Here is a 23,688-nt window from a genome sequence, read left to right as displayed (position 1 = left end):
TCCCAAATATCTATTAATCTCTCATTATATAAGGATCTATCGGTCATACGGGCGTATTTTCCGAAAAGTGGGGGTGTGTGATGTGAGTTAAGGAGAGGTCAGGAGAGGGGGTGCTGACCTGTTACCTTTTGTTTTTGTTTCCTGAATTATAATCCCCCTATAGCTGCCATTATGTAATATTTGCCACATCTCCAAGCACCCGGCACACCGCACAGATCTCACTGCTACAGACTTCCCCGCAGATCCGGCAGTGTGTAATTAGATTCCCACCTCGGGTTGATTCTCCCACAAAATTCCCACTGATACGTTCCCGGACCATATTCCGTGCATGGATCAGCTTCTCCCGTGTTCCCGGATGATGAAACTCCAGGTCTGCAAGCATCTCACGCACCTCTCCCCTGAGAGCGGTGTGGGCATATGGGCATTCCGGCAGGTCCACAAATACTCCCTGCACCATCAGAAAGATAACAATCTCTTTCTCAGAGAGCGGAATAAGCGGTTTTATCCTTGGTATGAAACATTCCGGGTACCCGGATGAGGTGTCCTGAAGAAGACGCGGGAGATCGCCTCTCAGTACATTCATCAGGACAGATTGTGCCTCGTCATCGAGATTATGGCCGGTCGCGATCTTTGTTGCTCCTGCACGGCGTGCACCTTCAAGGAGCGCCCGCCTCCGGAGCACCCCGCAGACGGTGCAGGCTTCCTTCTCACGTCGGAACAGGAGTGAATCGAGATCGCGGCCGAAGAGTTCGCAGAAGCTTACGATCTGCTGTGGAATAGCCAGCCTTCGGGTGAGTTCGACTGCTGCTGCCATCGTCTCCTCCCGGTAGCCTGAGATCCCCTCATCAATCGTTATCGCAACAAGTTCTATATCCGTGGAGGAGAAGATTTTTTCGAGGATCATCAGGAGGGCAGTACTGTCCTTTCCTCCCGAGAGGCCAACTGCGATCCGATCCCCGGGTGCGATCATCCCTTCCGCTTCGACCGCTCTTTTCACCCGCTCCTCACAATCCTGGATGAAGTGCTCGGCACAGAGGCTCCGGTTTGGCTCTCTAAGCCTGACAACTGTGGGCTTTTGGCAGAATGAGCAGGATTCAGATCTACCACCGGATCTCTGCTCCTCCGACTTATGATCTCCCGGATGACCGCTTTTTGATTTCATACCAACCATCCATCTATTCTATTATCCTCCATGAGATACGGATACGATCCTGATCAGATCATCTCCGGCTGCTGTAAAATCTTCGGGCACTATGGCTCCGTTCCTGATAACTATCACGGTTGTTGGGTTATATCCAAATGATTGCAGCAGCTCTTGGATCGATATCGGGTCAGAGGGGAGTATATAGCCGCTCCTGTCTGGCAGAATCACTAGCATTATACAGAGATCTGGATCACGCAGCAACATAAACCTCCGTATGCCAGGATTGCTCTTCATGGATCAGCATCGTTTATCCATCAGCAGAACATAGGCATCTACGAAAGCTATGCCATCCAGTATCGCAGGAAAGCAGCCCTCTGTTATGCTCAGCCAGGGTATGGCATCAAGGGGGGATATAATAGAGGGAAGAGCACGGGAAGCGCTCATTGTCCTTGGCTGTCCGGAGGTTCCGGTTCAGCAGGCACTCGCCCTATATGCGGCAGATCGGCTGAATGATGATGGATATTCCCTATCCATTGCAGGTAATCCGGCAGTCCTGAACCTGCTCCGTATCTCGGATCCAAAGAGGATGTATATCCGGGAACTGGTGGAGCTTGAACGTTGTATTGATGAACTTTCAAAGGAGGTCAGACAGGCCGATCTGATTCTTGCATTCATACATAATGATGCCGGGATATCATTTGCCTCAACTATTCGGTTCCTTTTTCCGGGCCGCCTCGTTGTGCTGGTCTTTGGTAGGGAAGCGGAGGCACGTGCAGAGGAACTTGAGATATCATGTGAGCTGATTATGGATCCTGCAGTACATAATCCAGGTAAATTGCGACGAAAACTCGATGAAGTTATGGGGTGGCAGAAGCAATGAGCGGATTCAAAGGTAATCATATCCTGACTCTTTCATCATATGGTATCAGGTTAACATTTGGGGGATGTTGATATGGGATGTGTACAAAACCTTGGATATGAGGTGATCCTGGAATATACCTCATTCAAAGAGAGCCGGGAATATATCGAGAAGCACTATTCGGATATTTATTATGTTGATCCCGGATTCCTTCTCTTTGAGAAACGGATGATCGGTGTGCCGCCTATTGCGCTTGCCATTGAGGGGGAGGACACGGTTATCCTTCCCTATACAAAGCCCTGTTTTGGGACATATCTCCTTCGAGTACAGGATGAGGAGGGGGCAGCATATGTCCGGGCGAATGCGAGGCGGAAACCTTGAATCATATTCTCTGTCCAATGTTTCTTTAACTTGCGGGGGTAAAGAGGGCGGAGCGGGAAGTCCCCGGTCTTCAGGCCAGGGATGAAAGCGGAGCCGCCCTTTACCCCCGCAAGGTGAACTACCACGCCCTGAAGGGCGTGGTAGTTCACATACATAAAAATCCTCAAAATCCTTCCCTTGCTCTTAAAGGGCAGTTGCTACAAGATATGCCCAACTTTCAATCACCCCTCTGTTCGTTCAGACAGCAACCTGAGCGCCTCCCATGCAGCATCCTGCACGATATCCTTCTCATCGTCGAGTAATGGCCGGATCAGCTCAGAAACAGCCGGGTCACCGATCTTTCCGAGCGCCTCAGCAGCCGCAGCACGTACCTCTGCCCGTTCATCCTTAAGTAGTCGGCAGAGTGGAGGGATTGCACGGGGATCCCGGATGTCCCCAAGTGCCGCAGCCACACCCCGGCGAATCCAACGATCAGCATGATCGAGGCAGTGGATCAGGGGCTCGACTGCAACAGGATCCCCGATGGCACCAAGCGACTTGATCACGACAAAGACAACATCGCTCTCCGGATCAGTGAGGGATCGGATCAGGGCGGCAGAGGCATGGGGATGGTGGATCTTTCCAAGTTCGGTAGCCGCCTTCAGGCGGTATGGTATGCTGACATGGGTGAGCTGTTCGACCAGGATATCGATATTTCTTCCCTCCCGGAGCACTCTCCTCTGTACAACCTCCATCTGATCTTCTTCTCTTATATCCACTAACCGATCCTCCTGATCTTTTTACTCACTCTCATGAAAAGTAAAGGTATCCCACATGCCCTATCCGTCATCCTGATAATGCGGTAGAGCGATCTTTTCATATCAATGGTCCTCCTAAATCAGCTCCAGATTGATGCCCGTGCATACCTCAACCGACGTGAAGCACTCTTCTCGCAGAATGCCACAAAAAGTAGCGATGCGCTTCGGAAGCTGGATACAAAGAATGAAGACATACGTGCCCCGTATTCACGCGATGCCGATCGTATCCTCCACTCGAGGGCTTATGCACGCTATATCGACAAGACACAGGTCTTCTCACTTATCGAGAACGATCATATCACTCATCGTGTCCTCCATGTCCAGCTCGTATCAAAGATCTCACGCACCATCGGCAGATCTCTCCGACTGAATGAGGATCTCATCGAGGCGATTGCACTTGGCCATGATATCGGCCATATCCCGTTTGGACATTTCGGTGAGAAATGCCTCTCTTCGATCTGCGAACGTGAAGGGATCGGATCATTTAAGCATAATATTCAGGGTGTCCGCTTCCTTGATGAGATAGAGAACCTCGATCTGACAATTCAGGTTCTTGATGGAATCCTCTGCCACGACGGCGAGTCAGATGCAACCATTCTTTCGCCTACTACCATATCTCACGAGCATGCTTTTAAAGAGCTAACAGAGCGGTGCCATGCCGCTGCATCCGGAGATGAGGTGACCCCTTCGACACCGGAAGGCTGTGTTGTGAGGTTCTCAGACACCATTGCATATATCGCCCGCGATCTCCGGGATGCTGCGGAGGTCGGATTAATCGAAGGTTTCAGTGCGGTTCCAAAAGAGATCAGATCTATACTTGGGAATGATGAACGGGAGATCATCAACCTGCTCACCCTTGATCTGATGGCAACTAGCGCGGATGCCGATGGATGCACAATCGGTTTCTCAGAAGAGATTGGTTCTGCATTAAACAGCCTGAAACGGTTCAATTACGATCATATTTACGAACACTCAAAGACCCGATCGCAGGATCCGATCATCAGAACAATGTTTGATGCCGTGTATTCATCACTCAAAGAGGATCTGGAGGAAGAAAGGAAAGAATCGAAAATATTCAAAGATTTCCTCGATACTCCCTGGCTTTCAGAGCAGTATAGGAGATCTGTTACCCCTGCCGGTGCAGCAAGGGACTTCATTGCGGGTATGACAGATCGTTACTTTGAGCGGCTCTACTCATCTCTTGTCATGCCAAAGAAATATGAGTCCTATCGGGTATGATTGTTAATACTCTCAATTCTTTTTCAGGTGTGCTGATGCGTATCTGATAGCAGGGTACATACCATCTGAGGTTGGATGCACCTCACAAATGCCGGCAATATCGTGTATTGATATCCCTCTCATTGCCATGAATGCCAGATACATCGCCATGACTCCGGCATTTGGGGAGGCCTCGGCAAAGTCGATGATTCTGCCGTCTGCCGGATTCACCTTCAGGCTGCTGATCCCTGTATTTCTCTCTGTCACTGACCAGAACGTCCCTGGCCCGGCAGGTCCGGGTAGTGTATAGGAAACCCCCTCTTCATCGGATCCATCCATCCATGCATATTCGTACCCAAGGCTCATAACCCGTGGAAGATATGCCAGACTGATATGGGTGTTCTTGTCCATAGCAGCATCTGCTGCCGCAAATCCCTGGTGTCGTGCAACAGGAGTCAGTCGGGGCTCACCAATCACATCCCCACAGGCAAATATCCCCGGTTTGCTTGTTTCAAACCTGCTGTTGACCAGTATCTCACCATTCTTTCCCTTATTAATACCATCAACCATGCCGCTGTTTGGGACGAGGCCGGTGGCAATCAAGATACAGTCGAGATCGAGCGTGAGTCCGTCTGCCTGAATTCTGGTAACTTTTTCTTCTCCGATACACATCGAGACTGATGTGTGCTCGTGGATGGTAACATTTCTAAGTTCCTTTCTTGCTGCTGCTTTGAGGCGTGGAGGGATCTGGTGAAGAAATTCGCTTCTGGAGATGATGTGAGTATCTGAGCCAAATGATGAGAAGATATATGCAAATTCTGCCGCCATCACTCCCCCGCCGATGATTCCGATCCGATCCGGCAACTGCTCCATCTCTTTCAGCGTATGGGGGGTGTATATACCAGGTAGCGTGATTCCGGGAATGTCAGGAATATGTGGTTGAGATCCTGTTGCGATAATGATCCGATCGGCATTCAGCATTTCTCCATTTATAATAGCTTTCCCATTGATGATCATTCCCTCGGCACCATAGATCACCTTCACGCCTGAATTCAGGGTTTCCTCTTCAAGAAACCCTGCAATCTTCTGCTGGATTGTAATGAGGCCGGCAATCAATTCAGGAAAGCGCACCTCCGGGATGCCATGGCTGATTCCGCACCGATGACACAGGGAAGCTGCCTGAATCATCCTGGCGCAATCATTCAGCCCACAGACAAGCATACATCCGTCATGGAGGCACTGCCCCCCAAGGCTTCTCTTTTCAACAAGGGTCACCTCCTCGCCCGCTTCTGCAGCTCTGATTGCTGCCATCCTGCCTGCCGGCCCCCCTCCAAGCACCAGTATCATATTCCTGCCTATAGGAGTTCGACTCCTTCATCCATTGGTTCTGCGAGAATCTCGCCGGTTGTTGCATTTACCTCAACGATCTGCCTTCCGCGCACCTGCCAGACCGGAACATGGATGAGCCAGACCTTCAAATCGATCTGCTCCCGTGTCGGCTTGAAGGTCTTCTCCTCTGAAAAGATCGCATCCCCACTTTCGGTCTTGATTCTGATCTTCTGTGAAAGTGCAGCGGACAATGACTGTAGAATATTGCTCTCAGCCTCCTTTGCCGAAATTGATGGCCTGACAATCTCTGCATCTTCGGGAATCTCCACTGAGATCGCTTCCTCTGGATTAATCTCCTGTATAAGCCCGTTGATTGCGCTTATTGCCCCCATACCTTCTCCATCAAAGCAGATCTGTTTTCCTTTGTATGAGGCCTGACCGATACATGAATACTGATATGCCCAATGTGGGATCAACCTGAGGCGCGCTTCTCCTTTCTGCCCGGAGATGCGGACTGCCTCCTGCTGCCCCGCATTGACAGGAAGGCAGGCAATATGTCCCGGTGACGGTCTTTGACTCTCTGCCTGCCTCTCTTTTACCAGCTGCTCATGCTTTCTCCGCTCCACAACGGTTGGTTCTCCAAGTCTGATTGCAAACCGTTCTCCTGATACACGCGCCAATGCGGCTTCACCTGCATGAGCTGCAAGAGCCTCAGGGAGCCAGAGCGTCGCTTCATGAGTGGCAATTCTCTGGTTCATGGTAAAGATTAATTTTTTACAGGGTATCTTCTCCCCATCCTCCTCAAGAACATAGGGTTTATTATCAAAGATCCGTGCCTGAGTCGGGTCATCTGTACACATCACAAGAATGCATGTATTTCCGGCAACTGCCGATAGATCGAAGGGTTCTCCTTCCTCTTCGATCTCATAGCCCGCCGTCTCGAAGATAAGACGGATCTCACGGATGGCACGCCTCCTTACCAAATCATCCATACCCATACAGGTGCCCGTAAATAGAACAATATTTCGATTCACTTCAGAAGCCGGGCGAAGAGTTTTATTGAAAACAATCAAATATTAGATAATGGATCCCCCTCTGAAATTCATCCATAACCAGATTGTCGAATACTCCATGCAGGTAACCTATAATCCACTGGAGAACGAGGGGACTGTCGTCTATAATCTCTTTCTTACTCCGGAAACAGAACGTGAATATGCAATTCAAACCATCAGGCGCGTGGCAGCAGCCGGCATCACTGTAGGTGATATGGTTCGTTTCATTGAACCGGGAGAAACGGTTGAGGGATATACTGTTCCAAACGGTATGATCGGAATATGTACGCTCTGCAGTATCACCCTTGACGGGATTCTCTTAAGGCGGGGGATTGTAACCAATCCTATCGGTGGCGGTGTAATTGAGGTTGAATCCAATCTCCCACGCAGGTTCACCCATATGATCCTCTATGAATCAACTACATTCGATCCATTGCAGGTGATGGCATCACAGGATCTCACCTCTGTGAACCAGGTGATGCGGCAGGGAGATGGTTTTATACTTGGAAATGTGCGGGAATGCCATATGGAGGCTGAGAACATCCTTGCTGAGGTTCTTGATGAATGTGCTGACAGCCATTTCTCAGGAATACTTGAAGTCGGGATGCCGAATGCCTCAATACTTGGTGTCCCTGTTAGCCCCCAGTACCTCGGCGTTGTCGCGCTTGGGGGCACAAATCCCTTTGCAGCAATGAAAGAGGAGGGCCATCCTGTTACCACTCTCGCCATAAAAGGGCTGATGGATAGCAGTCTGATGGAGCCGATCTCTCATTTCTAATTATTTCTCCCCAGAGCGCCCCTCTCCCATTATGAATCCGGGGTATAAAGTGGAGTGCTACATGCTGAGTGTTACTGCGCAGTTATACCTTACCATACCGCATAAACGATATTTCGCTTTCCCTCTCAGGTAAATCAGATTATTCCAAACCTTCGAACCCTACAGTCCAACGAGCTCCCGATCCCCCTTTTTATATATTCTGGAGTCGAAAAGAAAAACGATGGAGATCTGGAGTGGGCCTCTCCCCGAACCTGATGTCAGGACCGTGGAAGATATGTTGATGGTGCTTATGAACCCCCGTTGCGATGCGACAGGGCCCCTGTATTATATGTACCGGGATCTTGCCCTCTCTGACGATGATCGAGCAATCCTCCGGGGGCATCAGATCCGGTATGATATCACCATGCTCACTCCCGGTTCGGTCTGTGGTGAATATATCAAGACAAAAGGGCATCACCATCCGGAGAATGAAGCAGGCGTTCCGTATCCTGAAGTCTATGAAGTTCTTTCGGGCAGAGGCCATTTCCTCCTTCAGGCAGCGGATTTAACAGAGGTTGTTCTCCACCCGGCTGTTGCGGGTGATAAAGTCTTAATCCCGCCAGGCTTTGGACATGTGACCATCAACCCTGGAAATGATCCGCTGGTGATGGCAAATATTGTTTCAGATACATTCTCAAGCAATTACGCTTTTTTTGAGGCATACCGGGGGGCTGCCTATTATGAGACAGATGATGGATCTATTCAAAAGAACCCTCTCTACACAAGGGTGGCCGATCTCCGTGTTCTGGAGGCTGTCGATCACCCGGAGATTGGCATCATCCGAAAACAGCCTCTCTATGGCCTTATCGGCGACAAGACAATTGCTGATCTTATGAATTGTCCTGAACGGTTTACGGAGATATGGGACAACTGCCTGCGAGACTGAGTGCGGGCAGCCGCTTATGAACGCTCTTTCTGGCAAGCGACAATACCTTCTCCTGCATCTCATTCTCGGCTTTCCAGTTATTCTCTTCAAGGAACATTAATGTTGAATCCAGATCTGCATAGGAGATCCCGATCTCTTTCTCATCACTCTGTCCCTGCCAGAGGCCGGCTGATGGCTCTTTCTTTATAATTGCAGCTGGTATTCCCATCTCTTCTCCGAGAAGATATACCTCTTTTTTAAGGAGGTGAAGGATCGGCTGAATATCTGCTGCATTATCTCCCCATTTGGTACAATAGCCGATGAGGTACTCGGTCCGGTTGGAGGTTCCGATAACGAGCCGGTTCCTGAGGTTTGCCTGGTAGTACAGGATCGCCATTCGCGTACGAGCCATCAGGTTGCCTGTCAGGTGTGGTTTTTCAACAAATCCATCCATCCGGCGATATGCCTCAATAACATCATCTATCGGAATTATCTGGAGTTGGAGTTCAAGCATCTCACAGAGGATTCGGACGTCCGCTTCATCTGCCACTGGCGTGGTTTTTGAGGGGAGGAAAAAGGCAGATACACGTTCGCTCCCAACCGAAGCAGTGGCAAGAGCAGCAACCACTGCAGAGTCTATCCCGCCTGATAGTCCGATGACGATCCCTTCTGCTCCTGCGGACCAGATCCCCTGCCTGATAAGATTCTCGATCCGGGTCTTTTGACAGCCGATATCACATTGCATGATGATCAGGCGTATGTCGTACTCTGATACTACTGTTTTGCCTCTGGCATGCCTCTTCTGATCCTGTTGCCAAGCTGGTAGACAGAATAGAGGGTGGACGGATGTCGTGCGGTATAATTTATGAGAAGCTCCCGGACATCTGTATATAGATCTGCCTCCTTCTTTGAATCAAAATAAAGATCATGATGATGGAGCCTGGCATAGAGGAGGATCTCATCCCGGGGTATCATTTCAAAGGGGTATATCCAGCGGATCTGTTCAGCTACGTGATCGTCTGAAAGTACTCCAATATCGCCTGATATGAATGCAGTGACAATGGCCTGAGCCTCATCATCAAGGTTTCGTCCCCATGCGATCACATTGATACCTGCTTCAGATGCATGCCATGCAATCTCATCCTTGATTGAGCGCATGGGATTTCGTTTCCATACAATACATTCGACATCTGCAGAAGAAGCAACCGCTTCTGCCCCCCTTCGTGCATCAAAACACCCTTCATCAATGTGGAGAGCAGCAAGGGTGATATCTCTCCTGTTCTTTGTGAGTTTGACAAGCAGGGTGAGCAGGGCGGCAGATGATGCTCCCCCGCTTAATGCAATCCCGATCCGATCCCCTGTTCTAAGCCAGCGGTTCCTGCGGATCTCCCGTTTTGCCTTCCCCTCAAGATCAATGATGAAATGATCTTCACATAAGCAGAGTCCGGAGTAGTGCTGGGTGATGATTGCATCGTTCCAGCATTTTGTGCATCGCAGATTCACAGTATTACCCATCTCTTAATTCACATCCGGCGTATGTAGGTGTATGTTTCTCTCAGTATATGATCTTATTAACCTGATTTTTCCCGGACAACAGGTAAGCACTGGTGAATCCTGTGTGTAACTGTTGCAATAATGATATCGATATGGGAGCGTTCGATCGTGTCAGGTGTTGTTCGAAGAGTCAGCTATAATGATGTTTTTCATCTCAGCGATCTAATCTAAAACAACAATGCCACCCTCTGCCGATATAGTGCGGGATCTTCATAAGTACGAATACACGATCCTCTATGCGATAGAGCGTTTAATGAAACGCTACCGCTGGGTGCCTTTCGATGACCTCAAACGTATTACACGCCTCTCAAAGAGTGAAATGGAATATCGTCTTGGTGAACTGATGGATAAAGATCTCATCAGCTACAATGCGGTACCCTATCCCGGCTATGCGCTTGTCTTTGCGGGGTATGACTGCCTGGCGCTCCATACTCTGGCCGGACGCAAGACAATCTCAGCGCTCGGCTCCCTGATCGGAGTCGGGAAAGAGTCTGAGGTATATGAAGCACTCGGTCTTGGAGTGATTGTCCTGAAATTTCACCGTGTTGGCCAGCATTCGTTCCAGTCTGTCCGTTTGAAAAGGGAATACATGACAGACGAGAGCCATTGCCCATGGATATTTGCCTCAACTCTCTCAGCTGAACAGGAATATGAGGCACTTTGCCGTCTTACAGGAAAGGTGCGGGTGCCTGTCCCGATCGATCGGAGCAGAAATACAATTGCAATCTCTTATATTCCGGGTGTGAACCTGAACCAGTGTACACTGGAAGATCCGCGTCCTGTATATGAGGAACTAATCCAGGAGATGCAGAAGACCTATGCGCTTGGTATAATCCATGCAGATCTCTCCGAATATAATGTTATGGTGAATGAGGATCACTGCTGGATCATCGACTGGCCGCAATGGGTTGACATCTCCCACCCGAATGCGGATGAACTCATCAGGCGGGATGTCAAAACGATTGTTACATTCTTTAACAGAAAATACAGGATGGCAATAGACATTGAAGATGCCCTTTCTGCTGTTTGCGGGTGATCTCCATTCGGGTCTATGGGATCGATATTATCAGGGGCTCAGTCCGATCCCAATCCAAACGACCAACGTACGCCTTATGCAGGATCGTCGACGATACTATCGTCTCCGAGACCGAGGTTTCGCTCTTCAGGCTGCTCCGCATCCTTGAGGCAGAAGAGCCTGATATCCTCGCAATCGACAGCCTTCAGGAAGTGGCAGCCGATACGAAAGAAGTATATCTTTTTCTCCAGTCGCTACCCCCGGGAACCGATCTCATATGTGTAACAGGCGGCAGTGAACACCGTGAGAGCCTTGCACAGGTGGCAGGCCGGTATAATCTCAGCTTCAACCGCTTCGATCCATTTGCAGAGGCGCGGACCTCCGCACAGGTTGCCCTGCTTGGAGCGGGATGCCGTGTAGTAGCCTTTGCCAACTCATCCCTGATCACGGTATCACGGAGGAGATCACCCGGAAAAGGCGGGTGGAGCCAGAACCGCTATACCCGCAAGATCCACGGTGCAGTCAGGGCAAAAGGCCGGGAGATCGAGATGCACCTGATCGAAGCGGGTCTTCAATATGATATGAAAGAGTTCCGGGCATTTGGAGGTAGTTCTCGGGTAATTTTTCATGTCAATGCACCCCGATCCAGCATCCCGATCAGGAATTACCGCGGCTCTGATGTGCAGGTCCAAATCACCCAGCAACGGCTCGAGCGAATCCGTTTTGTTCCACAGACCAGTAAACCGGGATACCTTATAGCCGGAATTGATCCCGGAACAACAATGGCAATTGCGCTCCTGAACCTCGATGGTGAGCCTGTCCATCTTTCAAGCTCCCGTGTTACCTCAGTTGCAGATGCAATCGCTGAAATCATGGTTCACGGACGCCCGCTCATAATAGCAACAGATAAGAAAGAGATGCCCGGGACTGTGGAGAAGATCCGCCGCTCCTTTAATGCAGTTCCTTTCATCCCAAAGAGCGATATTCTGGTGCCTGATAAGTACGAGCTTGCTACTGGCAGCGGATATCGAAACGATCACGAACGTGATGCCTATGCAGCAGCTATGGTGGCATATCGGCATTATAAGAATAAGTTTGCCAGCCTATCCAAGAGGTTGCCACCCGGGGTATCCCTCGACGAAGTCCGGGCCCGTGTGGTTCGGGGTCTGTCTCTTGAACAGGCACTCACTGACCTTCAGGCACAGGAGATTCCACCAGAGGATGCTGTATTTGAACCTGCTGAAGAAAAGCCGGTTCCTGATGCGCCACGCCCACGTGAACAGGATGAGATGGTCAGGAGGCTCCGCATGCTCGTTTCAGAATTGTATGCTGAGTCACAGAAGAAGGATGAGGAGATTGCCCGCGTCCGCCGCCTCCTGAATGGTGAGCGATCAAAGAAGAAAGAGCGGATTCAAAAAGATGCTGAAGTGGTTCGGCTACAGGGGATTATTGCAAATCAGAAGAGATATCTTCGAAAGGAGGAGAGGCGAAACAAAGGGATGCGAAAGCAGCTTGAACGCCTCAAAGCTTATGCGGATCTGAAACAGGAAGAAGATCTGGTACCACTGAAAGTACTTGAAGCCCTTTCCCGGGATGCGATCAGGAGGATGCGTTCAGAAATGGGGGCGCATCCTGATGACTGGATCTATCTGTTAAGGACCGACGGATGGGGTATGACTGCCATCCGTGAGCTTGCAGATGTTGCAATCGCCGGGATTATTGTCCCAGAACAAGCCCTTCTCTCCCCTGATCTCGTGACAGCGTTCCGTGAGATAAGGGTACCTATCATCTCAGGTGAAGGGCTTGGGATCAGGATACAGGGATCATTTGGGGCATGCCTCAGGAGTTCACTTATGGATCGGCATGCCCGATGGCGTGAGGAGCAGGAACAGTATGAACGGAGTAAAAAAGCCGAATCGATCGAGGACCTCTTTAAAAGTTACCGTTACATGCGGGAGAGGGAGGTGAAGAGAGGTGGATGATCGCCTTCTCCTGGATCGTATCCGGGGAATCATTGGAGAGAAAGAGACCGAAGATGACTGCTCGGTTTTTGACCTTGGGAACAGGTTTCTTGTTATGAGCACCGATATGCTTCATGAAACAACTGATTTTCCGGAAGGAATGACGGATTATGAGATTGGATGGATGGCAGCAGCCGTTACCCTCTCGGATATTGCCTCAATGGCTGCTTCCCCTGCTGATCTCCTGATGGCTGTCGGTCTTGATCGACCCGATCGTCTTATCGGGATTACGGAAGGTGCAGATGCCTGTTGCCGATCGGTAGGCGCCCGTCTCGCCGGTGGTGATATCGATCGACATGCTGAATTAACAATCGTCTCAACTGCGATAGGCTTTGTAAATCATGAGAAGATCATAAGGCGATCCGGTGCAAAGCCCGGCGATCTCGTCTGTGTAACCGGCTTGCCGGGGAGGGCACAGGCAGGTCTTGAGGGAGATCCACGGTTCTGGAACAATCTCATAACTCCAATCCCTCGCGTCCGCGAGGGTATAGCCTTTTCCGAGGGTGGCGCAACTGCGATGATGGACATCTCCGATGGAATCGCTCTCTCTCTTATTGATCTCGGGCTGGCATCAGGTGTCGGTTTCTCGCTTGACCCCTCTCTGTTTCCGCTTATACCGGATATTCCAGCCACTCGTGCCGAAGATCTCTTCCTCTTCGGCGGAGGAGATTTCGAACTGCTTGCAACGGTCCCCGTAGAATGCTTCCCGGTTGCAGGAGTAGATACATCAGTGATCGGTGTGGTGACCCAGAACAGGGACATAATTTCAGGTGGCGCTCCCCTCCCGCGGTGCGGTTATGCACACAGATGGAACTGAGAGCAGAAAACGATCCTTATTAATCCTTTATTGGTATATCCTGATCAATGTACTTCCATGCCCTGATCCCATTCAAGCCGATGAATCCAAAGACCCGGCTCTCATGCGTGATGAATCAGGAGGAACGGGAAGGGTTTGCTTATGCCATGCTTCAGGATGTTGTAACTGCTGTAAACCGGACGGGATGTTCGGCAACCCTCCTCTCAACCTCTCCCTATACATGTGAAACTGCACTGGTTGCTGTCAGGGATGAAGGCTTAAATGAGGCGATAGACTGGGCCCTCCCTCAGTTTCATTGCCCTGCTTTGATCATCATGGCCGATCTCCCGCTTGTGACTGCGCGATCACTCCAGCGTGTCCTCTCGACTGATGCGGATATGGCAATTGTTCCTGGCCGTGGAGGGGGTACTAATGTGATCTTTTTGAAAAAGCCGAACTGTTTCCATGCCCGGTATTATGGGTCGAGTTTCCAGAAGCACCTGGCAATGGCAGAAGAGTGCGGTTTCACGGTGGAAGTAATTGATTCGTTCCGTCTCTCAACGGATATCGATGAAAAAGAGGATCTGGTCGAAGTGCTGATTCATGGGAAAGGGAAGGCACGGGAATACCTGGAGGCACTTGGTTTTACCGTAATGCATGAGAAAGGACGGGTAGGGGTTGCGAGGGGAGAAAAGATCCTCGATTAATCTATCTTCCTGTTTTCCTGAATGCGCCCATAAAAAGGCACTCATCAGGCGCTATTGTCTCAATCCCTTCTCCATCTCCAATAATAATATCAAGCCCCCGGACAAGAACCACCGGGATACATTCATCGGCTTCACCCATCAGGAGTTCAGCAGCTGATGCAATACAGTCCCCGACGGCACGCCTGGTTACCTCAAGCTCTCTTCCAAAAAGATCTTTTCTGCCACGGCAGTCGCTAACAGCTGCGATCCCTGAACATCCAATCGTGACGCCAGATACCCCAAGCCGCATAGCATGTGTCCGCGAATCAATGATCAGGACTCCAACGTTCTTACCAGATCTCTTACCTATCTCCGCCCTGATCTGGGATGCGGAGCCATTTGGATCTCCGGGTAGAGGGATGATCGTCCCCTCCGGCGCATTCGATCCATCGACACCTGCATTCGGGAGTAATGTCCCATCTTTTAAACAGAGGAGGAATCCAGGTATTCCACCGATCACCTCGTCGGACTCGGAGATGACTACTTCGGCAACCCGCGGATCCATGCCAAACCTCATGGCATACTGCATCGCTTCTTTCGAGGGGGTGACTTCCTCAAGCCTGATCACACGCCCCTCAGCAGTTGCAAGTGCGGACTCAGCGATGACGATGATATCTCCATCCAGAATCCCGTCCACCTCACCTGCTGAGCCGAGAATATGTTCGACTATATCATCGCCAGGCTTGATAAGTCCGGTTTTGCAGCCGTAAACAGTATATGAAGTCATAACCTGCCTCTTACCTTTTCACAGACCAAAATCAGGTCCGCTGTCTCCCGGATATCGTGGGTCCGGATCATGTCTGCACCGGCATCTATGAGATGGGCGGTGAGGGCAAGGCTGCCCGGGAGTCTCTCTTCGGCAGATTTACCCAGCAGATCGCCGATGAAACTCTTCCGGGATATTGCACCGAGAAGGGGGTGTCCAAAGGCTGAAAACTCCCCGAAGCGACGGCATATTTCCCAGTCATCCTCAAATGTCCGCTCTGGAACCCAGCGGCCTATCCCCGGATCAAGGATCAGGTCAGTGATTCCATGCTCTTCACAACGTTTAAGAACAATCGAAAGTGCCCGTAAGGTCTCATCCGCTCCGCGCGCATCCCCGGGTGCATGGACAGCTGCCATCGCGATCACAGGAAGGCCGCTATCGGCTGCAACATCTGCATATCGGCTGTCTGCGAGTCCGTGGATATCGTTTATGGCATCAATTTCATACTTGAGCGCAACCTGCAGGGCTTTTGCATGCATGGTGTCGACAGAGACCGGAATCTCCAGTTTATCCAGCTCAGCGAGGCTCTGTCTTAGCCGTTCACACTCTTCTGAGACTGAGATCACTCTACTCCCCGGCGCAGTGCTTCGTGCCCCGACATCGATGATCTCAGCACCAGACTCTACCATCCGTTCTGCAGCAGCCAGAACCCTGCCCGGGGGCACAAAGGATCCTGAAAAAAAAGATTCGGGACTTGTGTTGATAACTCCCATCAGTCGGACCGGGTTATCTCCGCCGATCCCGGTGTTTCCTATACGAGTGATCCGCATGAACGCAAATATTCTGCTCTGTATGTGTTCTCCATGAGTGTTGCAATCGTCATGGGACCTACGCCCCCGGGCACCGGGGTTATTGCCTGGGCTATTGGCTCAACTGCAGCAAAATCAACATCGCCACAGAGCTTACCGTCTTCACCATAGTTTGTTCCGACATCAATTACAACAGCCCCTTCACCAACCATATCTTCTGTCACAAAGTGGGCACGTCCGACTGCGGCAACCAATATATCCGCTTTTCTGGTAATTGAGGAGAGATCAACAGTCTTTGAATGGGTGATAGTAACGGTCGCATTGGCATTTGTCATAAGCGCAGCCATAGGTCGGCCAACCTCGATGCTCCTCCCGATTACAACGACATTCTTCCCGGTGGGATCAATTCCGTATTCGGAAAGGAGTGTCATTACTCCAAGCGGGGTGCAGGGTGAGAAGAGCGGAGACCCTGAGAAGAGTCGTCCAAGGTTCATTGGATGGAAGCCATCGACATCCTTTGCTGGATCAACTGCATTGATAACAGCATGTGTATCGATCTGGGATGGTAGCGGAAGCTGGACGAGGATACCGCTGATCATCGAGTCTGCATTCAGGCGATGTACTGCATCCAGCACATCCTGGGTGGTTGCAACAGCCTCAAGTTCAATCCCGATCGATCCGATACCGACCCGCTCACATGCCTGGTGTTTCATCCTGACATACAGCTGTGATGCCGGATCCTGCCCCACAAGAACCGTAGCGAGCCGGGGGTAGAGCCCGGATTCACCGATTTTTTCTGAAAGGAGGCTTAACCGTTTCTCTGAGGTCTTTTTTCCATCAAGTATCATACAGCATCAGGGTAGAGCGGGAATCTTCCCGCGAAATCCACAACCTCTTTCCTCACAGCCATGATTGTGTTTTTGTCCTGGATATTGTTTATTACACGACCGATCCAGTCGCCGATCTGCTTCATCTCATCCTCTTTCATGCCGCGGGATGTGACTGTCGGGGTGCCGACCCGCAGTCCGGATGTCACAAACGGGCTCCTTTTCTCGCGTGGAATCGTATTTTTATTCACAGTGATCCCTGCTTCGCCGAGGGCGTTCTCAGCTTCAAGTCCGGTGATTCCGTGATCCGAGAGATCGAGAAGGACAAGGTGGTTGTCGGTTCCCCCGGAACAAAGCCTTAGATTATTCCCTGCGAGGGTATCTGCGAGGACGCGGGCATTCTTTACGACCTGTTCTGCGTATTCCTTATATGATGGCGAGAGCGCCTCTTTGAAACAGACTGCCTTTGCTGCGATGATATGCATAAGGGGTCCGCCCTGCATTCCTGGGAAGACCGATTTATCGATCGCGGGGCCGTCCTCTTTCCTGCAGAGGATCGCACCGCCGCGTGGACCCCGGAGCGTCTTATGAGTGGTGGTTGTGGTATAGGTGCAGACGTCTATTGGAGAGTTGTGGATGCCGGTTGCAACCAGGCCCGCGATATGTGCTATGTCTGCCATACAGACAGCCCCGACTTCTTCAGCAATCTCGCCGAATGCCTTGAAGTCGATCTCGCGGGGGTAGGCGGAGGCACCGCAGACGATCATCTTCGGTTTTGTCTTTCGTGCCATATCGGCGATTGCACCATAGTCGAGGACTTCGCTCTCATAATCAACACCGTAACTGTGGACTTCATAGAGTTTCCCACTGATGTTGACCGGTGAGCCATGTGAAAGGTGGCCCCCTTGTGTCAGGCTCTGGCTCATGATTACATCACCTGGTTGTATGGTTGCATAATAAACCGCCTGGTTAGCCTGGCTTCCTGAATGTGGCTGGACATTTGCATGCTCTGCTGAGAAGAGCTTGCAGAGGCGATCGCGTGCGAGGTTTTCAACATCATCATGGAACTCGCATCCGCCATAGTACCGTTTGCCTGGATAACCTTCGGCATATTTATTGCACATAATCGAACCAGTAGCTTCCATTACGGCCCTGCTCACCACGTTCTCAGATGCGATCAGTTCAAGCCCAAAGACCTGCCTCTGGCGTTCTTTTTCTATAATGCCAGCGACTTCTGGATCGTCGCGTTCAAGGAATGACATATAAATAGAAATGGTGGTAAAAAGGTAATATCCTTTCTTGTAATCAGTGAGGCAAACCATTATCATCAGTGAATCTGATCTAAGAGAAGAGGGGGTGTGCGCGAAGAATGGATGCACGTATGAAGTTTCTTGAACATGAGCTTGAAGAGAAGGAACGGGAATTAAAGATGGTGAAGCGCGAGGATGAACCGGTAAGCACTGCAGCAGAAGGTGAGGATGAGAGGATCGCCGCACTTGAAGGGAAGGTTCGTGAGCTTGATGCCCTGCTGAAGGGAGTGATGGCTGAGATGCTTGATCTCAAGTCAGTTACGAGAAAACTGGTCAGAAATTTTGATGATCAGGAACCTCGCAACGCTGATGTGCCGTCATTTACTCCGGTTCATAAAGAGCCCAGATCCCGGTCGCGGATCGTCTCTGAAGCTGAGCCGCCAAAGATGCAGGAGCGTCAGGTTCCCCCACCCCCGCTGGCAACCCCGGGGCCTGAGGCTGAACCTCCGGTTGACACCTCCGATATGGAGCTTATTATGCAGCCGGATGGTACGCTGAAACCCGAAAAGAGGGTTCAGAATGATTATATTGTGGCAAGCAGCGGATATGCCCCGGCAAGTAAAATGAAACGGGGAAAAATCGAAAGTAAAATCTACGAGGCTCCGGATGTTGATCCAAAGAGCGGCGTGGTGATCTCTGGTAAAGATAAGGAAGATGATACCACACCAAAGACGATTCACAGAAAAAAATAACCGAAATTGAAGGTATGATCGTTTGCATATAACCCTGCTTGAGATCGACAACTTCAAATCATTCGGTCGAAAGACGAAGATCCCTCTTGAGACGGGTTTTACTGTCATCTCGGGCCCGAATGGTTCGGGGAAGAGTAATATCTTAGATAGCATTCTTTTTGCGCTCGGCATCACGTCAGCACGGGGCCTGCGGGCGGAACGGCTTACCGATTTGATCAATACCGGATCAAATAAAAATACAGCTGAGGTGCATGTTAGCTTCTCGGATGGCACCCGGATAACGCGACGAATCAAGAGAACCGCAAACGGGTATTACTCATATAACTATTTAAACGGCCGGCTCTGCAAGCAGGGGGATGTTCTTGCTTTTCTTGCCAATCATGGAATCAAGCCGCAGGGTTACAATATTGTGATGCAGGGCGATGTTGCCCGGATCATGGAGATGTCCGATTTTGAACGGAGGAAGATCATCGATGAGATTGCGGGTGTCTCGGAATTTGATCTAAAACGTGAGCAATCGATGGCTGAGCTTGAGGTGGTGAGATGGAGGATTGAACGGGAAGAGATACTTCTCCATGAACTGATTGAGCGGCAGGAACTGCTGAAGGTAGAACGGGAAGAGGCACTTACCTATCGCCGCCTCCAGGAGCAGCTCGACTCTTTCATGGCAAAGAGAAATGTGGTAAGGCTCCGTGAGAAGAGGCGGGAAGAGGCTGGCATCGTTGAGATGATGGCAGAATCCGAACTTGCCATCTCAAGGATAGGCGATGATATCGCCCATGAAGAGCATGAAAAGGCATTTCTCCGTGATGAGATGAAGGGGATCGACGAGGAGATTCGGCAGAAGAGTGGTCCGGAATATCTTCGCCTCCTCTCACAGATAGAGGAGGCAAAAGGAATAATCAGGAGTTCCGAGCAGGCTCTCCAGCGGAATACGAGGGATCGGGAAGGAAACCTGGAGGCGATCAACCGGAAGTTTGCTGATATCCGCCGTTCTGAAGCAACCGTGAAGGAACGGACAGATAGTATAAGGAATCTCTCTATCGATCGTGCAAATCTCGGAATGGAGCTCTCAGGCCTGAAGGCTAAGATGGAAAAGGCTGAAGCTGAACTTGCATCGGCAAGTAAGGACTCCGAAGGGGCGCAGGCCGAGATCTTCTCCTGTATGGGGCGGCTTGAAGAGCTGAAGGCCGAGCGTTCCCGTCTCCTCTCTGAGAAGGATGCTGTTATTGAGAAGGGCCGGATTCGGGTCTCGGAACGTGAGCGGCTTGCACCCCGGCTTCAGGCTGCGCGGGATGAGCGGAACGGGAAGGAACGGGAGATCCGGGAGGCATCTTCTGATCTGGGCAGTATCAGGGATGAACAGAAGAAAAACGATCAGCAGCTCTCTGCAATTGAGAAGAAGGCGATGACGCTCCGGGGATCGCATGAAGAAGTTCGGGCTGAGATCCGGTCGCTTGAATCGAAGCTGATGCAGCTTGAGGCGCGTCAGCAGGCGCATGGTGAGGCGGGTGGCCGTGCTGTCGAGGCGGTTCTCGGAATGGACGGAGTGTATGGTACCATTGCACATCTCGGGAAGGCGCCTCCTGATTATGCGACTGCATTAAATATCGCTGCGGGTGGGCGGCTTAACCATGTGGTCTGCCAGGATGATTCCATCGCATCGGATGCGATCCGGTTCCTCAAGGAGCAGCGTCTTGGAAGGGCGACGTTCCTCCCTCTCTCAAAGCTCAGGGTGCCTCCTCCTCTCCCACCTCTTTCAGGTGATGGAATAATCGATTATGCGATCAGGTTGATCGAGTTTGATCCTGCATATGAGCGGGCTTTCTCCCTTGTCTTTGGAACATCTATAGTTGTTAATACGATGGAGAATGCACGAAAACTTCTCGGCAGATATCGGATGGTTACCCTTGACGGTGATCTGCTGGAACGCACCGGGGCAATGACAGGCGGATCGGTAAAACGTGATATCAAAGGCTTTGGTGCAGCTGTTGATCGCGAAATGGGTGCATTGCATGAGAAGCTTGCCGGGCTGAGGCAGGAGGAGGAGGAGCTTAACGCCTCGATTTCCCGGCAGAATGCAGCGGTTGATGCGCTCCGTTCAGATCGGCGGGAGACAGAACAGAAGGCAGCACGGCTCGAGCTGATAATTGAGGAGTACGGGAGGCGTGTCGCACAGCTCGATCTGGAAATTGAGGGACTTACGGGCACCCTCTCAGATCTCGAAGGTGGAGAAGCCGAGATCTCAGCCGCAATTGCAGCCCTTGAAGAGAGTCTGGATCAACTGACCGATCAGATTCATGGGATCAATGCGAGGATCGATGATATTAAAAAGAAGATGGAGGCATCCGAGACCGTAAGGCTGGCTGAGACAGTCTCCGCCCTGAAGCGATCGATTGAGGATCTCGAGCGCAGACTCCGGAACAAAGAGGCTGATATTGCGGATCTCCAGCGTGAACGGCAGTATTTCTCAAAACGAATCGAGGAGATGACGAGAGAGAAAGAAGAGTTTGTTGAGGCCAATATCAGGCTTGAAGCCGAGAATCGATCATGTGAAGAGGAGATACAGAACTGCCATGATCGTATATCCACGCTTGAGGATGAGCAGCGGGCATTCTCTGATGAGATAGAGACGCTCCGCCAGAAGCGGAGTGCCCTTGACGAACAGATCACGGATATCGAACGCCAGCTCATCAGACATTCAAATGATAAAGAGCGTCATACTATCCAGCTTGAGGCCTTAAAGGAACGGCAAAAGTCTATTGCCGGGGAGATCGCCACACTTGCCCCTGAGACCGGGGAGATTGAATGCGACCTGGCTCCTGAAGAGATTGAAGAGGGTATAGCCAACACTGAGCGGCAGCTCAGAAAGATCGGGGCGGTCAATATGCTTGCAATTGAGGAGTATGATCGTGTCTCAGCCAGGGTGGTGGAGCGGAGTGAGAGAAAAGAGATCCTCTCCCGCGAACGATCAGACCTTATCGAACGGATTGAGGGTTTTGAGAGGATGAAACGGGAAGCATTCCTCTCAACCTACACCGCTATAGACTCGAATTTTAAGGATATCTATGGACGTCTTACACGGGGCTGGGGGAAGCTGGTTCTTGAGATGCCTGAGGATCCGTTTGCCGGGGGCCTGACATTTGAGGTTCATCCGCAGGATAAGGATGTCCGAAGGCTGAATATGATGAGTGGGGGAGAGAAATCTCTTGTGACGCTTGCATTCATCTTTTCGATACAGCGTCATATGCCCGCACCCTTTTATGGCCTTGATGAAGTTGATATGCATCTTGATGGCTCCAATGTTGAAGGGATTGCGCATATGATCAGAAGTCTCTCGGAGACATCACAGTTCATTGCGATCTCTCTGAGAAAACCAATGATTCAGGGCGCCGATCGGATTATCGGGGTGACCATCCGGCCGGATAAGAGTACGCTTGTTACCGGTGTGAAGTGCAATGCCTGAGGATTTAATCACTCAGGAGCCTATCTCCGAAGAGCCTATCGAGATTCTCGTCAGGATGGCTGAAAGCGGGGAGATCGATCCCTGGAATATTGATATCGTTCTTTTGACTGACCGGTTTCTGGGGGAGCTTGAGCGGCGGCGTGAGCTTGATCTCCGTATCTCCGGTCGGACACTTCTATATGCATCTATTCTACTCAGGATGAAATCTGATGCCCTGATCGAGCGTGTGCCTGATCCCGGGGGCGATGGTGCTGATGATGAAGATTATTCCGACGAGCTGTTCTTTGACGGGGGCATGGATGAGGAGGGGATTGAGTCGCACCTCGGACCGATGGATGTGCTCGAGCGCGAGATTCAGCGGAGGATCAAGAGGAAGGAATACCGGACGCGGCCCGTTACGCTCTATGAGCTGATCACTCAGCTGAAACTTGCGGAGAAGGAAGAGCGGCGAAGGCAGAGGCGGCGCCATTTCCCCGATGAAGACGATCTCTTTGTCATAGCCGATGATATCATTGAGATCGCCCACGATGAGGCGTTTGAGGCTGCCTCATCCACGTTCTATGCGACACTTCTTCTCCTTGATCCGGAAGGTTTTGATCCTGTTCCCCTATCCCGCATTGCATCTGAGATTGGGTGCCCGCTGTATGAGGTGTATATCCCTGCTCTCTTCCTGATGCTCGAAGATCGGGTGGATCTCATCCAGGAGGATTTTTACGGAGAGATCCTCGTCGCCAGAATTCCTGCGCCTGTCATCTGAACCTGCTGGGTGCAGTCTGATCAGTTCTGCGCGGGTATGATCCTGTAGGTGGTGTGGCTGCCCTGATAATCAGGTGGACGGAGGGATTTTTTGGTTGGCTGTAGATTCTCAAATTATCTCATATGGATGAATAATTGGGATTTTAAGTTCATTCAATTGATTTCTCACTTGTTTTTTGGATTGGTTTAATCATCATCACACTCCATTTATGGTGGTCGTGCGATCCATTTCTTCTCCTTCCCGCATGGGTGTTTCCTTGGGGGAATCAGTGGGATCGTGAAAACCTATATATGCCACTCGTGCATATCTAATTAGGTCGCAGGGCAGAAGGATGCGCTGAATCCGGGGGCATATTGCCCGACGATTCGCGTATACTGCTATTTCACCAAAAAACCGGTGATATGGCAACTGCCTCAGTCAGGGACTGTTCCTCTGTTTGGGTGAGCGGTCCCGGGTACCCGGCGTCATCGGTGCCGGGTATTGAAAGGGAGTTCTGCAGGGTAATCGGGTTGCCAGATGAGAACCTA

At 50.9% G+C, this 23,688-nt stretch carries 23 protein-coding genes; 12 read left to right on the top strand and 11 right to left on the bottom strand.

The features are described from left to right. Positions 1-169: 169 nt before the first annotated feature. A complete protein-coding gene (locus tag FTO68_RS10525; RefSeq protein ID WP_255333367.1) occupies positions 170-1,162 on the bottom strand; it encodes a TIGR00269 family protein in 993 nt (330 codons plus the stop codon). A 21-nt stretch (positions 1,163-1,183) separates the two neighbouring features. After that, on the bottom strand, positions 1,184-1,378 hold the full coding sequence (locus tag FTO68_RS10520; RefSeq protein ID WP_255333366.1) for a sulfur carrier protein ThiS: 195 nt from the start codon (positions 1,376-1,378) through the stop codon (positions 1,184-1,186). Between the two features lie 109 nt (positions 1,379-1,487). Between FTO68_RS10520 and FTO68_RS10515 the strand changes: the two genes are divergently transcribed. Both FTO68_RS10515 and FTO68_RS10510 read left to right on the top strand, forming a co-directional pair. Further along, the gene (locus FTO68_RS10515) at positions 1,488-2,024 is read left to right on the top strand and encodes a DUF1890 domain-containing protein (RefSeq protein WP_255333365.1); all 537 of its coding nucleotides are present in this window, start codon (positions 1,488-1,490) and stop codon (positions 2,022-2,024) included. 72 nt (positions 2,025-2,096) lie between these two features. After that, on the top strand, positions 2,097-2,384 hold the full coding sequence (locus FTO68_RS10510; RefSeq protein ID WP_255333364.1) for a DUF1894 domain-containing protein: 288 nt from the start codon (positions 2,097-2,099) through the stop codon (positions 2,382-2,384). A 221-nt stretch (positions 2,385-2,605) separates the two neighbouring features. Here the strand turns inward: FTO68_RS10510 and FTO68_RS10505 are convergent, their stop codons facing one another. Next, positions 2,606-3,142, bottom strand: coding sequence for a HEAT repeat domain-containing protein (locus FTO68_RS10505; protein WP_255333363.1), 537 nt, complete (start codon positions 3,140-3,142; stop codon positions 2,606-2,608). Between the two features lie 105 nt (positions 3,143-3,247). Here FTO68_RS10505 and FTO68_RS10500 point away from each other — a divergent pair, with 105 nt between their 5' ends. After that, positions 3,248-4,420, top strand: coding sequence for a deoxyguanosinetriphosphate triphosphohydrolase family protein (locus tag FTO68_RS10500; protein WP_255333362.1), 1,173 nt, complete (start codon positions 3,248-3,250; stop codon positions 4,418-4,420). A 12-nt stretch (positions 4,421-4,432) separates the two neighbouring features. Here FTO68_RS10500 and FTO68_RS10495 read toward each other — a convergent pair whose 3' ends face one another. Beyond that, positions 4,433-5,746 carry an FAD-dependent oxidoreductase gene (locus FTO68_RS10495; RefSeq protein ID WP_255333361.1) on the bottom strand — a complete coding sequence of 438 codons (1,314 nt, stop codon included), beginning with the start codon at positions 5,744-5,746 and terminating at the stop codon, positions 4,433-4,435. Positions 5,747-5,754: 8 nt separating this feature from the next. Continuing rightward, on the bottom strand, positions 5,755-6,720 hold the full coding sequence (locus FTO68_RS10490; protein WP_255333359.1) for a hypothetical protein: 966 nt from the start codon (positions 6,718-6,720) through the stop codon (positions 5,755-5,757). A gap of 91 nt (positions 6,721-6,811) precedes the next feature. Between FTO68_RS10490 and FTO68_RS10485 the strand changes: the two genes are divergently transcribed. Both FTO68_RS10485 and FTO68_RS10480 read left to right on the top strand, forming a co-directional pair. After that, positions 6,812-7,558, top strand: a complete 747-nt coding sequence (locus tag FTO68_RS10485) for a DUF128 domain-containing protein (protein WP_255333358.1) — start codon at positions 6,812-6,814, stop codon at positions 7,556-7,558. A 220-nt stretch (positions 7,559-7,778) separates the two neighbouring features. Further along, positions 7,779-8,483, top strand: a complete 705-nt coding sequence (locus FTO68_RS10480) for a glucose-6-phosphate isomerase family protein (protein ID WP_255333357.1) — start codon at positions 7,779-7,781, stop codon at positions 8,481-8,483. Here the strand turns inward: FTO68_RS10480 and FTO68_RS10475 are convergent. Together FTO68_RS10475 and FTO68_RS10470 are read right to left on the bottom strand one after the other, a co-directional pair. Continuing rightward, the gene (locus FTO68_RS10475) at positions 8,449-9,207 is read right to left on the bottom strand and encodes an NAD+ synthase (RefSeq protein WP_255333356.1); all 759 of its coding nucleotides are present in this window, start codon (positions 9,205-9,207) and stop codon (positions 8,449-8,451) included. The genes FTO68_RS10480 and FTO68_RS10475 overlap by 35 nt on opposite strands. 29 nt (positions 9,208-9,236) lie before the next feature. Then, complete coding sequence (locus FTO68_RS10470; protein ID WP_255333355.1) at positions 9,237-9,977, bottom strand: PP-loop family protein; 741 nt, start codon at positions 9,975-9,977, stop codon at positions 9,237-9,239. Positions 9,978-10,194: 217 nt separating this feature from the next. On the opposite strand from FTO68_RS10470, the gene FTO68_RS10465 reads away from it, so the two are divergent. From FTO68_RS10465 to cofC, 4 genes are read left to right on the top strand one after another with little or no spacing between them, the layout of a single operon-like run. Then, the gene (locus FTO68_RS10465) at positions 10,195-11,052 is read left to right on the top strand and encodes a serine/threonine-protein kinase RIO2 (protein WP_255333354.1); all 858 of its coding nucleotides are present in this window, start codon (positions 10,195-10,197) and stop codon (positions 11,050-11,052) included. After that, the gene (locus tag FTO68_RS10460; protein WP_255333353.1) at positions 11,049-13,013 is read left to right on the top strand and encodes a DUF460 domain-containing protein; all 1,965 of its coding nucleotides are present in this window, start codon (positions 11,049-11,051) and stop codon (positions 13,011-13,013) included. Before FTO68_RS10465 ends, FTO68_RS10460 begins: the two co-directional genes overlap by 4 nt. Then, positions 13,006-13,869 (top strand): thiamine-phosphate kinase, encoded by an 864-nt coding sequence (thiL, locus tag FTO68_RS10455; protein ID WP_255333352.1) that lies wholly within the window; start codon positions 13,006-13,008, stop codon positions 13,867-13,869. Before FTO68_RS10460 ends, thiL begins: the two co-directional genes overlap by 8 nt. Before the next feature lie 47 nt (positions 13,870-13,916). After that, on the top strand, positions 13,917-14,555 hold the full coding sequence (cofC, locus tag FTO68_RS10450; RefSeq protein WP_255333351.1) for a 2-phospho-L-lactate guanylyltransferase: 639 nt from the start codon (positions 13,917-13,919) through the stop codon (positions 14,553-14,555). A 1-nt stretch (position 14,556) separates the two neighbouring features. Here the strand turns inward: cofC and cofE are convergent, their stop codons facing one another. Genes cofE through glyA form a run of 4 tightly spaced genes read right to left on the bottom strand, consistent with a single transcriptional unit; the run spans position 14,557 to position 18,198 of the window. Further along, positions 14,557-15,321, bottom strand: coding sequence for a coenzyme F420-0:L-glutamate ligase (gene cofE / locus FTO68_RS10445; protein WP_255333350.1), 765 nt, complete (start codon positions 15,319-15,321; stop codon positions 14,557-14,559). Beyond that, complete coding sequence (folP, locus tag FTO68_RS10440; RefSeq protein ID WP_255333349.1) at positions 15,318-16,130, bottom strand: dihydropteroate synthase; 813 nt, start codon at positions 16,128-16,130, stop codon at positions 15,318-15,320. Before folP ends, cofE begins: the two co-directional genes overlap by 4 nt. Beyond that, on the bottom strand, positions 16,112-16,957 hold the full coding sequence (gene folD / locus FTO68_RS10435; RefSeq protein ID WP_255333348.1) for a bifunctional methylenetetrahydrofolate dehydrogenase/methenyltetrahydrofolate cyclohydrolase FolD: 846 nt from the start codon (positions 16,955-16,957) through the stop codon (positions 16,112-16,114). Before folD ends, folP begins: the two co-directional genes overlap by 19 nt. Further along, a complete protein-coding gene (gene glyA, locus FTO68_RS10430) occupies positions 16,954-18,198 on the bottom strand; it encodes a serine hydroxymethyltransferase (protein ID WP_255333347.1) in 1,245 nt (414 codons plus the stop codon). The genes folD and glyA overlap by 4 nt, the downstream gene beginning before the upstream one ends. Positions 18,199-18,317: 119 nt before the next feature. Here glyA and FTO68_RS10425 point away from each other — a divergent pair, with 119 nt between their 5' ends. The 3 genes from FTO68_RS10425 to FTO68_RS10415 are packed head-to-tail and all read left to right on the top strand — an operon-like array spanning position 18,318 to position 23,161. After that, complete coding sequence (locus tag FTO68_RS10425) at positions 18,318-18,938, top strand: hypothetical protein (RefSeq protein WP_255333346.1); 621 nt, start codon at positions 18,318-18,320, stop codon at positions 18,936-18,938. A 22-nt stretch (positions 18,939-18,960) separates the two neighbouring features. Then, entirely contained in the window at positions 18,961-22,404 is a 3,444-nt protein-coding gene (smc, locus tag FTO68_RS10420; protein WP_255333345.1) for a chromosome segregation protein SMC, read from the top strand. Next, positions 22,397-23,161, top strand: a complete 765-nt coding sequence (locus FTO68_RS10415) for a segregation/condensation protein A (RefSeq protein ID WP_255333344.1) — start codon at positions 22,397-22,399, stop codon at positions 23,159-23,161. The genes smc and FTO68_RS10415 overlap by 8 nt, the downstream gene beginning before the upstream one ends. Positions 23,162-23,688: the final 527 nt, after the last annotated feature.

Origin of the sequence: Methanocalculus taiwanensis (genome assembly GCF_024372745.1) — an archaeon.
In the GTDB taxonomy this organism is placed as follows: domain Archaea; phylum Halobacteriota; class Methanomicrobia; order Methanomicrobiales; family Methanocorpusculaceae; genus Methanocalculus; species Methanocalculus taiwanensis.
This window is presented reverse-complemented; position numbering and strand designations above follow the sequence as displayed.

What these genes read in the sequence shown, in the direction of transcription:
- FTO68_RS10415 (WP_255333344.1), top strand. Translation starts at nt 22,397, where the DNA reads ATGCCTGAGGATTTAATCACTCAGGAGCCTATCTCCGAAGAGCCTATC.
- FTO68_RS10520 (WP_255333366.1), bottom strand. Translation starts at nt 1,378, where the DNA reads ATGCTAGTGATTCTGCCAGACAGGAGCGGCTATATACTCCCCTCTGAC.
- FTO68_RS10425 (WP_255333346.1), top strand. Translation starts at nt 18,318, where the DNA reads ATGAAGTTTCTTGAACATGAGCTTGAAGAGAAGGAACGGGAATTAAAG.
- FTO68_RS10475 (WP_255333356.1), bottom strand. Translation starts at nt 9,207, where the DNA reads ATGCAATGTGATATCGGCTGTCAAAAGACCCGGATCGAGAATCTTATC.
- cofC (WP_255333351.1), top strand. Translation starts at nt 13,917, where the DNA reads ATGTACTTCCATGCCCTGATCCCATTCAAGCCGATGAATCCAAAGACC.
- glyA (WP_255333347.1), bottom strand. Translation starts at nt 18,198, where the DNA reads ATGTCATTCCTTGAACGCGACGATCCAGAAGTCGCTGGCATTATAGAA.
- folP (WP_255333349.1), bottom strand. Translation starts at nt 16,130, where the DNA reads ATGCGGATCACTCGTATAGGAAACACCGGGATCGGCGGAGATAACCCG.
- FTO68_RS10470 (WP_255333355.1), bottom strand. Translation starts at nt 9,977, where the DNA reads ATGGGTAATACTGTGAATCTGCGATGCACAAAATGCTGGAACGATGCA.
- FTO68_RS10480 (WP_255333357.1), top strand. Translation starts at nt 7,779, where the DNA reads ATGGAGATCTGGAGTGGGCCTCTCCCCGAACCTGATGTCAGGACCGTG.
- FTO68_RS10465 (WP_255333354.1), top strand. Translation starts at nt 10,195, where the DNA reads ATGCCACCCTCTGCCGATATAGTGCGGGATCTTCATAAGTACGAATAC.
- cofE (WP_255333350.1), bottom strand. Translation starts at nt 15,321, where the DNA reads ATGACTTCATATACTGTTTACGGCTGCAAAACCGGACTTATCAAGCCT.
- FTO68_RS10490 (WP_255333359.1), bottom strand. Translation starts at nt 6,720, where the DNA reads ATGGATGATTTGGTAAGGAGGCGTGCCATCCGTGAGATCCGTCTTATC.
- FTO68_RS10500 (WP_255333362.1), top strand. Translation starts at nt 3,248, where the DNA reads ATGGTCCTCCTAAATCAGCTCCAGATTGATGCCCGTGCATACCTCAAC.
- FTO68_RS10525 (WP_255333367.1), bottom strand. Translation starts at nt 1,162, where the DNA reads ATGAAATCAAAAAGCGGTCATCCGGGAGATCATAAGTCGGAGGAGCAG.
- FTO68_RS10485 (WP_255333358.1), top strand. Translation starts at nt 6,812, where the DNA reads ATGGATCCCCCTCTGAAATTCATCCATAACCAGATTGTCGAATACTCC.
- FTO68_RS10515 (WP_255333365.1), top strand. Translation starts at nt 1,488, where the DNA reads ATGCCATCCAGTATCGCAGGAAAGCAGCCCTCTGTTATGCTCAGCCAG.
- FTO68_RS10495 (WP_255333361.1), bottom strand. Translation starts at nt 5,746, where the DNA reads ATGATACTGGTGCTTGGAGGGGGGCCGGCAGGCAGGATGGCAGCAATC.
- folD (WP_255333348.1), bottom strand. Translation starts at nt 16,957, where the DNA reads ATGATACTTGATGGAAAAAAGACCTCAGAGAAACGGTTAAGCCTCCTT.
- FTO68_RS10510 (WP_255333364.1), top strand. Translation starts at nt 2,097, where the DNA reads ATGGGATGTGTACAAAACCTTGGATATGAGGTGATCCTGGAATATACC.